Below are 9,100 nucleotides of genomic sequence, written 5' to 3'. Positions count from 1 at the left end.
CGCCACCCCTGCGGGTGGCGCGCTCCTCGCGTCGGTCGGGCGGCGCCCAGGTCGGTCAGCGCAGGCCCGTGGGGCGCCCGAGCGCGAGCTGGATGAGCTCGTCGATCAGCTCGGGGTACGAGATGCCCGACTTCTCCCACATGCGGGGGTACATCGAGAACGGCGTGAAGCCCGGCATGGTGTTGATCTCGTTGACGATGACCTGGCCCTCGTCCGTGACGAACACGTCGACCCGGGACAGGCCCTCGGCACCGACCGCCTCGAACGTGCGGACGGCGACGTCGCGCACCTCGTCCACGAGGTGCTGGGGCAGGTCGGCCGGGCAGCTCAGCTCGACGCCGGCCTCGTCGAGGTACTTGGCCTCGAAGTCGTAGAAGTCGTGGTTCGTGTCGGTCACGACGATCTCACCGGGCAGCGACGCGCGCGGGCGCTCGCCCTCGCGCCCACCGAGCACCGCGCACTCGATCTCGCGCCCGACGACGCCGGCCTCGACCACGACCTTGGGGTCGTGCTTGCGTGCCTCGTCGATCGCCGCGGGGAGGTCCGCGAGGTCGTCGACCTTGGTGATCCCCAGGCTCGACCCCGCGCGGGCCGGCTTGACGAACACCGGCAGCCCCAGGCCCGCGACCGTCTCCGTCCAGGCGACCGGGTTGCGGTCCCACTCCCCCGGGCGGATGACCGTGTAGGGCGCGATGGGCAGTCCCTGGCCCGCGAGGACGAGCTTCATGAAGTGCTTGTCCATGCCCACGGCCGACGCGAGCACGCCCGCACCCACGTAGGGCACGTCGGCCAGCTCGAGCAGTCCCTGGAGCGTGCCGTCCTCGCCGAACGGGCCGTGCAGCAGCGGGAAGACGACGTCGACCTCGCCCAGCTCGCGCGGGAACTCGCCCGGCTCCAGGACGCGCAGCCCACGCTGCCCGACCGCGAGCGGCAGCAGGACCTCGCCGCCCGTCGCGGTGACCTCGGGCAGGTTGCCCGCCGTGATCTCCCAGCGCTCGGGCTCGTCCGCGGCGAGGACCCACTGGCCCGCCTTGGTGATCCCGACGGGGACGATCTCGTAGCGGTCTCGGTCGATCGCACGCATGACGCCGCCCGCGGTGGCGCACGAGATGACGTGCTCGCCGGAGCGTCCGCCGAAGAGGATGAGGACGCGCGTCTTGCGCGCGGGAGCACTGGGTTCTGGCTGGCTGGACATCGCGGACGACCCTACCGGAACCATGCTTCCCCGAGAGAACAGGAACGTTCCCCGCTCGTGAAGGAGCGGTGATAGAACGGGGGCATGAGCCACCCCCTGCTGACCGACGACCTGCTCGACCGCATCCGCTCGCGCGCCGCGGGCTACGACCGCGAGAACGCCTTCTTCACCGAGGACTTCGAGGAGCTGACCGCGGCCGGCTACCTCCAGGCCTTCGTCCCGGCCGCGATGGGCGGCCCGGGCCTCGGCCTGCGGGACGTGGCGCACGAGCAGATCCGCCTCGCGGGCGCGGCCCCCGCGACCGCCCTGGCCGTCAACATGCACCACGTGTGGACCGGCGTCGCGCGGTACCTGTACGAGCGCGGGGACCACTCGCTCGACTTCGTGCTCGAGGAGGCCGCGCGCGGCGAGGTCTTCGCGTTCGGGTACTCGGAGCCGGGCAACGACCTGGTCCTGTTCGGGTCCCGGACCCAGGCCCGTCCCGACGGCGAGGGCGGCTACTCGTTCCACGGCCGCAAGATCTTCACGTCGCTCTCGCCCGCGTGGACCCGGCTGGGAGTGCTCGGGATCGAGACGGCGGCCGAAGGCGGTCCGGAGCTCGACGGCGACCCTCGCCTCGTGCACGCGTTCGTGACGCGCGAGGGCGGCGGCGTCGACGTCCTGGACGACTGGGACACGGTCGGCATGCGCGCGAGCCAGAGCCGCACGACCCTGCTGGTCGGTGCGCACGCCCCGGCCGACCGGGTCGTCCGGCGCCTGGCTCCCGGCCCCTCGACGGACCCGCTCGTGCTCGCGATCTTCACGACGTTCGAGGTGCTCCTCGCGTCGGTCTACACGGGGATCGGCAAGCGAGCCCTCGAGCTCGCGGTCGAGAACGCGCACCGGCGCACCTCGATGAAGAACGGCGGCAAGCCGCTGTCGCAGGACCCGGACATCCGCTGGCGCGTCGCGGACGCGGGCATCGCGATGGACGGGATCTACCCGCAGATCGACCAGGTCGCGGGCGAGATCGACGCGCTGGTGGACCGCGGCGCCGGGTGGTTCACGGCCGTCGCGGGGCTCAAGGTGCGCGCCACCGAGACGGCGCGCGTCGTGGTCGACCAGGCGATCCGCGTGTCCGGCGGGTCCTCGTACTTCGCGTCCTCCGAGCTCGGGCGACTCTACCGGGACGTGCTCGCAGGGATCTTCCACCCCTCCGACGACGAGTCCGCGCACTCGACGTTCGCGAGCGCGCTGCTCGGACCGGTCGAGGACTGAGCGCTGGGCGGGGCGGCGTCGAGTGCGCCGTTCGGGTCGTCCGGCCGCGGCCGACGACGACCAGAGCTGCACGCTCGACGCACCCGCCCCGTCTCCACCTGCCGGTTGCCCGCGGCACCTGCTCCGCGTCGAGGCGTAATCTCACCTCCATGACGACCGAGCCGACCGGGCAGACCGCGCCCACCGTCCACAGCTCCCCCCTGTCCCCCGCCACGATCGCGGTCGCGGCCGGACGCCCGCCGCGCGAGCAGGGCGGGCCCGTGAACCCGCCCGTCGTCCTGTCCTCGACCTACGTGTCGCGCGGCGTGCAGCAGCCCGGCGAGCTCCTGTACACGCGCATGGACACCGAGACCTGGCACCCGTTCGAGGAGGCCCTGGCCACGCTCGAGGGCGCCTCGGAGCCGGGCATCGTCTTCAGCAGCGGGATGGCGGCGATCGCGGCGGTCTTCTCGTTCGTCCCGGCGGGCGGCAAGGTCGTCGTGCCCCGGCACGCCTACCAGGTGACGCTCGGCTTCGCGGACGACCTCGCGGCCCGCCACGGGGTCGAGGTCGTCCGCGTCGACGTCGCCGACACCGACCAGGTGCTCGGGGCGATCGACGGGGCGGACCTCCTCCTGGTCGAGTCGCCGACCAACCCCATGCTCGAGGTCGCGGACCTGCCCGTGCTCCTTGCCGCGGCACGCGAGCGTGGAGTCCTCACCGCGGTCGACAACACGTTCGCGACCCCGCTGGGCCAGCAGCCCCTCGCCCAGGGCGCGGACGTCGTCGTGCACTCGGTCACGAAGTACCTCGCGGGACACTCCGACGTCGTGCTTGGGGCCGTCGTGACGAGCGACACGGACGTGGCCGCGAAGGTCCGTGCGTACCGGACCCTGCACGGCGCGATCGCCGGTCCGTGGGAGGTGTGGCTCGCGCTGCGCGGGCTGCGCACGCTCGCGCTGCGCGTCGAGCGGTCCCAGGCCAACGCCGCGGAGATCGCCCGGCGCCTGGCCGAGCACCCGCTCGTCGAGGAGGTCCGCCACCCGAGCCTGCCGACCGACCCGGGCCACGAGCGTGCGGCCCGCACCATGACGGGCTTCGGGGCGATCATCGGGCTGCGCCCCCGCGGCGGTCGCGAGGCCGCGGACGCGGTCGTCGAGGCCGTCGAGCTGTGGGTACCCGCGACGAGCCTGGGAGGGGTCGAGTCGAGCCTCGAGCGGCGGCGACGGTTCGCGACCGAGTCGCTCACGGTCCCCGAGGACCTGCTGCGCATGAGCGTCGGCATCGAGGACGTCGAGGACCTGTGGGCGGACCTCGACCGTGCGCTGCGGTCTGCTGCGGGCAGCTAGCGCGCAGCGGGCGTTCCGTCGGCGTCCTGCGGCTCGTACGCGTCCGCGCTGAAGACGACCACGCCCGACTCGAGGTCGACGTCGATCGGGGGTGCGGTGGACGGCGCCTGCGCGATGTCGAGCCGCTGCCGCTCCTTCTCCTCGGTGAGATGCACCCTGCTCGGCTGGAAGACGTCGACGAGCTCGCCGAACGCGCCGGCCCCCGGGCTCTCGCCCGACCCTCGTCCGTCCCCGAGACGCCGGTCCCTGGAGCGCCCGCTCACCATGCGCTCGATCGCGATCAGCGCGACGACCACGAGCACGACGACGAGGAAGAGAGGCGCACCGACGCTGCTGAACCACGGCATGGGGCAACCGTAGGGCGGACGGGTGCCGCTGTCATCCCTCGCGGAGCAGCTGGCCCGGACCGCCCACCGCGACGACCCGGGCGTCGCCGTCGGCGCGAGGCGAGCAGGTCGCGTCTCGCGAGGCGCGTTCCCCGATCGAGACCTTCCCTCCATGCAGCCGTGTCCTGCCCCACCTAGGCTTGAGGCGACCGAGAGCCGCTCCAGGTCGCACGTGCCGAGCAGGAGGCAGACATGGAAATCGCCGCCCGAACGGCCACCCGAACGCCCCGGCGCCGGCAGCGACGACCGGCCGTCTCCGCCGTGTGCGTCGGCGTGCTCCTCGCGCTGACGGCCTGCTCAGGCGCGAACGGCGGCTACGACGCGACGCCCGACGAGTCCCCGTCGCCCACGGCGACACCGGCGCCCAGCCCCTCGCCGTCGGGCGACGCCACCGACTCCCCGGCAGGAGCGACCGGATCGACCGGCTCCACCGAGGAGGACGGGTCGACCGCTGCTCCCGCGTTCCCCGCGAACACCGACCCGGACGTCGCCGAGCCCTCGGCCGGCGCCGCTCTGACCGTGACCGACCTGCGGGTCGGGCGCCACGACGGGTTCGACCGCGTCGTCTACGAGCTGGGAGGCACGGGGACGCCCGGCTGGCGCGTCGAGTACGTCCCGGAGGCGATCGACGACGGCAGCGGGAACGTCTTCGAGATCGCCGGCGACGGCACGCTGCAGGTCATGATCTCGGGCTCGGGCTACCCCACGGACACGGGCGTCCCCGAGTACTCGGGCCCCAACCCCCTGCGTGTCGCGGAGACCGACGAGGTCGAGGAGGTCGCGCTCCGCGGCGTGTTCGAGGGGTACACGCAGTCGTTCATCGGGACCGACGACTCCGACAACCCGTTCCGCGTCTACGCCCTCACGAACCCGACGCGCGTCGTCGTCGAGGTGCGCGACGACGACTGACCAGCCCTGAGCGCACACGTCCGGCCAGGCTCCCCGCGGGGACCGGGCCGGACGCGTCGCTGGCGCCCAGCGCGAGGCGCAGGGTCAGCGCCCCGACGTCACGCCCTCGGACTTCTGGGGACGCGCGAGCAGCCCGCGGGCCATGTCGTCGACCGGCATGCCCTCGTGCAGGACGGCCACGACGCCGGCCGTGATGGGCATGTCGACGCCCACCTTCTGCGCGAGCTCGAGGACGGAGCGGCAGGACTTGACGCCCTCGGCCGTCCCGCCCGTCGCCGCGACGGCCTCGTCGAGGCTCATGCCCTGCCCGATGTGCTTGCCGAGCGTGTGGTTGCGCGACAGGGGGGAGGTGCAGGTCGCGACCAGGTCCCCCATGCCCGCGAGACCCGAGAAGGTCTCGGCGTCCGCACCGAGCGCGAGCCCGAGGCGCGTGATCTCCACGAGTCCGCGCGTGATGACGGTCGCGGTCGTGTTGTACCCGAACCCGCGGCCCTGGGCGATGCCCACGGCGAGCGCGATGACGTTCTTCACGGCGCCGCACAGCTCGACGCCCACGACGTCCGAGTTGGTGTACGGCCGGAAGTAGGACGACGAGCAGGCACCCGCGACGAAGCGCGCGGTCTCCGGGTCGGTCGCGGAGACCACGGTCGCGGTGGGCTGGTGCTCGGCGATCTCGCGGGCCAGGTTGGGGCCCGAGACCACGGCGACCTTGTCCAGCGGGAGGCCCCACACCTCGGCGACGACCTCGCTCATGCGGCGGTCGGTGCTGAGCTCGACGCCCTTCATGAGGGAGACCGCGACTGCCCCCTCGGCGAGGTGCTCGCGCAGCGGGGCGAGCGTCGCGCGGGCGCTCTGCGAGGGGATCGCCACCACGACGAGCTGGGCGCCGGCGAGCGCCGCGGCCGCGTCGGTCGTCGCGGTGAGCCCGGCGGGCAGCTCGATGCCGGGCAGGTAGGCCGAGTTGTGGCGCGTGGCGTTGATGTCCGCGGCGACGTCGGCGTTGCGGCCCCACAGCCTGACCTCGCAGCCCGCGTCGGCGAGCACGGCCGCGAACGTGGTGCCCCAGGCTCCCGAGCCGAGCACGGCTGCCGTGACGGGTGACGGGCTGGTCGCGGTGCTCACTTGCGCTCCTCCGAGCCGGGGTTCTTGCGGACGTCGAACCGCTCGGCCGGGGCCTTCTCGCCGCGGATCTCCTCGAGCAGCCCGGTGATGGCGTCCATGATGCGGTTGGTGGCCTCGCGCAGGGTCACGGAGTCGATGGGACGCTCGTAGAGGTCCGACAGGTCCACGGGCGGGCCCGCGTGCACGGCCACGTTCTTGGGCGGGATCGGCCGGAACCGCTTGCTGTAGCGAGGCAGGATGTCCTGCATGCCCCACTGCGCGATGGGCACCACGGGCATGCGGCTCGCGAGGGCGAGGCGCGCGGCGCCGGTCTTGCCGACCATGGGCCACAGGTCCGGGTCACGGGTCAGGGTGCCCTCGGGGAACACCGCGACGCACTCGCCCAGCGCGAGCTGGTCGACCGCCGCGCTCACCGAGGACGCAGCCCCCGCGGTGTTGCGCTGCACGGGGATCATCCCGGTCCGGTCCAGGAGCAGACGCAGGCCGGGGATCTTCCAGAGCGACGCCTTGGCGAGGATCTTGGGCGCCCGACCGTGGTCGTACAGGAAGTGGGCGAACGTCAGCGGGTCGATGTTCGACATGTGGTTGCCCGCGGCGATGAAGCCCCCCGTGGCGGGGATGTTCTCCGCACCCTGCCAGTCGCGGCGGGTGATCGCGAACATCAGGGGACGCACGATGAGCGCGACGAGTCGGTACGCGCGGCTGTCTGGATGAGCTTTCGGCACGGTCACCGAGCCTACCGGGCCGCGTGCCGTCGTCGGGCCCGACGGCGCCGCTCGCCCGGGGTGAGACCCTCACCCGGGGCGGGGCGCACCCTCAGATCCAGCCGTGCCGGCGCGCGAGGTGGACGGCCTCGTGGCGGTTCGTCGCGCCCAGCTTGGCCGCGGCCGACGAGAGGTAGTTGCGCACCGTGCCCGGCGCGAGCGAGGCGCGCGTGGCGATCTCCTCGACGGGCGCTCCCCCGGCGGCCAGCTCGAGCACGTCGGCCTCACGGGGCGTCAGGGGGCTCGCGCCGGCCGCGATGGCCTCGGCGGCCAGCTCGGGGTCCACGTAGCGTCCGCCGCCGTGGACCTGACGCACCACGTCCGCCAGGACGCGCGACGAGACGGTCTTGGGCAGGAACGCGCGCACCCCGGCCTCGAGCGCGCGCTTGAGGTACCCGGGGCGCCCGTGGCTCGTGACCATGACGACGCCGCACGCCGGCACCTCGGACGCCAGGGCCTGCGAGACCTCGATCCCGTCGAGGCCGGGCATCTGGAGGTCGAGCACCGCGACGTCCGGCAGGTGCTTGCGCGCTGCCGCGAGCGCCTCGGTCCCGGACGCGGCCTGGACGACGACCTCGAGGTCGTCCTCGAGCGAGAGCAGGGTGGCCAGGGCGTCGCGGATGAGGTTCTCGTCGTCGGCGAGCAGGATGCGGATCACGCGGTGGGGCCTTCCTGGGCGGGGCGAGGGGCGCCGGTGCCGCGGCCCCGGGGGACGAGCGGCATGCGCGAGACGAGGCTACCGACCGCCGGGAGCGGGACGCTGGCCGTGAGACGGAACGTGGGGGGCTCGAGGTGGGTCTCGAGCCGGCCGCCGGCACCGGCGAGCCGCTCGCCGAGCCCGATCAGCCCGGACCCGCTGGGGCTGCCCGGGCTCGTCGTGGTGCGGTCCAGGTCGGGGACGCCGTCGTTGGTCACGGTCAGGACCGCCTCGCCCCGCTCGACGCCCAGGGTGATCTCGCAGCGCGTCGCGTGGGCGTGGCGGACCACGTTGGTCACGGCCTCGCGCACGACCCAGGCGAGCGCCTCCTGCGTGGTCTCGGGCAACGAGTCCTCCTCGCCGTCGCCGGACGACTCGATCGTGGTCTCGATGTCGGCCGACCGCAGGACTGAGCGTGCGCCGCTGAGCTCCGCGGCCAGGTCCGCGGCCCGGTAGCCCGCGACGACGGCCCGGACCTCGCGCAGCGAGTCCTGAGCGATCTGGCGCACCTCGAGCATCTGCTCGGCCGCGCCGGGGCGTCCGCGCGAGGCGAGCTCCGCGGCGAGCTCGCTCTTGACGGCCACGACCGAGAGCGTGCGGCCGAACACGTCGTGCAGGTCGCGCGAGAAGCGCAGCCGTTCCTCCGCGACCGCCAGGCGCGCGTGCAGGACGCGGTTGCGCTCCTGCTCCCACACGATCCCGAGCATCCACACCGACACGCGGTAGGACGCGAAGATTCCCACGCACATGAGGACGACGCCGATGCCCTGGCCCACCGCGATGCCCGCCGCCGTCTCGTCACGGACCGGGGCGACGAACCACGAGACGAGCCCCGAGACCGCCGCGACGCCCACGGCCCCGAGCGCCAGCCACCGGAAGGTCAGGAGCGGCGCGCAGGCCGCGACCGAGAACGCGGTCGCCGCGGTCACGACCAGGACCGGGGTGTTGCCCTGGAACATCGATCCCTCGCCGGTCGGGTAGGCCGCGAGGCCGACCACGCACGTCGCGAGCGCGAGCCCCCACATGGTGCCCGGCGCCCACCGGGGCGGGGGTGGCCCGCCGAGGAACCGGGTGATCCCGTACCGGATGACGACGATGCAGGACGCCGTGTGCGCGAGGCACAGGCCGATCAGCGGGGCGAGCAGCACCGGGTGCCCGGTGGGCACCTCGCCCACGATCCACAGCACCACGAAGAGCTCGAACGTCGCGACGACGTACAGCGACCAGCGCGTGTAGGTGTCGAACCGTTCGGGGTTGCTGCGACGCGACCACGCGCCGACGAGGGGGTTCCAGCTCACGGGGTCAGCCTTTCACGCGGGATCGTCGGCGGGGCGCAGGGGTGGCTCCGGTGTGGTCCGGGTGCTCCGGGTGCGCTGTTGCTCCGGGTGCTCCGGGTGCTCCGGGTGCCGAGCACGAGGTTGCGGTCGCTCTCAGCGGGAGAG

At 73.5% G+C, this 9,100-nt stretch carries 9 protein-coding genes; 3 read left to right on the top strand and 6 right to left on the bottom strand.

Translation table 11 applies throughout. The annotated features are described in order from the left end of the window. Positions 1 to 55 precede the first annotated feature (55 nt). Entirely contained in the window at positions 56 to 1,195 is a 1,140-nt protein-coding gene (locus tag ACFWFR_RS14290; protein ID WP_377623394.1) for a D-alanine--D-alanine ligase family protein, read from the bottom strand. Positions 1,196 to 1,279: 84 nt separating this feature from the next. On the opposite strand from ACFWFR_RS14290, the gene ACFWFR_RS14285 reads away from it, so the two are divergent. Together ACFWFR_RS14285 and ACFWFR_RS14280 are read left to right on the top strand one after the other, a co-directional pair. Next, positions 1,280 to 2,452, top strand: coding sequence for an acyl-CoA dehydrogenase family protein (locus ACFWFR_RS14285; RefSeq protein WP_377623393.1), 1,173 nt, complete (start codon positions 1,280 to 1,282; stop codon positions 2,450 to 2,452). Positions 2,453 to 2,601: 149 nt separating this feature from the next. Further along, positions 2,602 to 3,780 carry a trans-sulfuration enzyme family protein gene (locus tag ACFWFR_RS14280; RefSeq protein ID WP_377623392.1) on the top strand — a complete coding sequence of 393 codons (1,179 nt, stop codon included), beginning with the start codon at positions 2,602 to 2,604 and terminating at the stop codon, positions 3,778 to 3,780. Here ACFWFR_RS14280 and ACFWFR_RS14275 read toward each other — a convergent pair. Beyond that, on the bottom strand, positions 3,777 to 4,127 hold the full coding sequence (locus ACFWFR_RS14275; protein ID WP_377623391.1) for a DUF6191 domain-containing protein: 351 nt from the start codon (positions 4,125 to 4,127) through the stop codon (positions 3,777 to 3,779). The two genes, ACFWFR_RS14280 and ACFWFR_RS14275, sit on opposite strands and share 4 nt — an antisense overlap. A gap of 231 nt (positions 4,128 to 4,358) precedes the next feature. Between ACFWFR_RS14275 and ACFWFR_RS14270 the strand changes: the two genes are divergently transcribed. Further along, entirely contained in the window at positions 4,359 to 5,075 is a 717-nt protein-coding gene (locus ACFWFR_RS14270) for a hypothetical protein (RefSeq protein WP_377623390.1), read from the top strand. Between the two features lie 84 nt (positions 5,076 to 5,159). Here the strand turns inward: ACFWFR_RS14270 and ACFWFR_RS14265 are convergent, their stop codons facing one another. The 4 genes from ACFWFR_RS14265 to ACFWFR_RS14250 all read right to left on the bottom strand — a co-directional run bounded on the left by ACFWFR_RS14265 (position 5,160) and on the right by ACFWFR_RS14250 (position 8,956). Then, positions 5,160 to 6,197 (bottom strand): NAD(P)H-dependent glycerol-3-phosphate dehydrogenase, encoded by a 1,038-nt coding sequence (locus ACFWFR_RS14265; protein WP_377623389.1) that lies wholly within the window; start codon positions 6,195 to 6,197, stop codon positions 5,160 to 5,162. Then, a complete protein-coding gene (locus ACFWFR_RS14260; protein ID WP_191803140.1) occupies positions 6,194 to 6,859 on the bottom strand; it encodes a 1-acyl-sn-glycerol-3-phosphate acyltransferase in 666 nt (221 codons plus the stop codon). The genes ACFWFR_RS14265 and ACFWFR_RS14260 overlap by 4 nt, the downstream gene beginning before the upstream one ends. A 154-nt stretch (positions 6,860 to 7,013) precedes the next feature. Next, entirely contained in the window at positions 7,014 to 7,619 is a 606-nt protein-coding gene (locus tag ACFWFR_RS14255; protein WP_377623388.1) for a response regulator, read from the bottom strand. Then, positions 7,616 to 8,956, bottom strand: a complete 1,341-nt coding sequence (locus ACFWFR_RS14250) for a sensor histidine kinase (protein WP_377623387.1) — start codon at positions 8,954 to 8,956, stop codon at positions 7,616 to 7,618. The genes ACFWFR_RS14255 and ACFWFR_RS14250 overlap by 4 nt, the downstream gene beginning before the upstream one ends. Positions 8,957 to 9,100: the final 144 nt, after the last annotated feature.

Origin of the sequence: Oerskovia sp. NPDC060287, from assembly GCF_042726775.1 — a bacterium.
GTDB classification, from domain to species: domain Bacteria; phylum Actinomycetota; class Actinomycetes; order Actinomycetales; family Cellulomonadaceae; genus Oerskovia; species Oerskovia merdavium.
The sequence above is the reverse complement of the archived record's forward strand: the minus strand, read 5'-3'. Positions and strand labels throughout refer to the sequence as shown.

Bases quoted from the DNA above. Each gene is read 5' to 3' on its own strand.
- ACFWFR_RS14290 (WP_377623394.1), bottom strand. From the start codon at position 1,195: ATGTCCAGCCAGCCAGAACCCAGTGCTCCCGCGCGCAAGACGCGCGTC.
- ACFWFR_RS14285 (WP_377623393.1), top strand. From the start codon at position 1,280: ATGAGCCACCCCCTGCTGACCGACGACCTGCTCGACCGCATCCGCTCG.
- ACFWFR_RS14280 (WP_377623392.1), top strand. From the start codon at position 2,602: ATGACGACCGAGCCGACCGGGCAGACCGCGCCCACCGTCCACAGCTCC.
- ACFWFR_RS14275 (WP_377623391.1), bottom strand. From the start codon at position 4,127: ATGCCGTGGTTCAGCAGCGTCGGTGCGCCTCTCTTCCTCGTCGTCGTG.
- ACFWFR_RS14270 (WP_377623390.1), top strand. From the start codon at position 4,359: ATGGAAATCGCCGCCCGAACGGCCACCCGAACGCCCCGGCGCCGGCAG.
- ACFWFR_RS14260 (WP_191803140.1), bottom strand. From the start codon at position 6,859: ATGTTCGCGATCACCCGCCGCGACTGGCAGGGTGCGGAGAACATCCCC.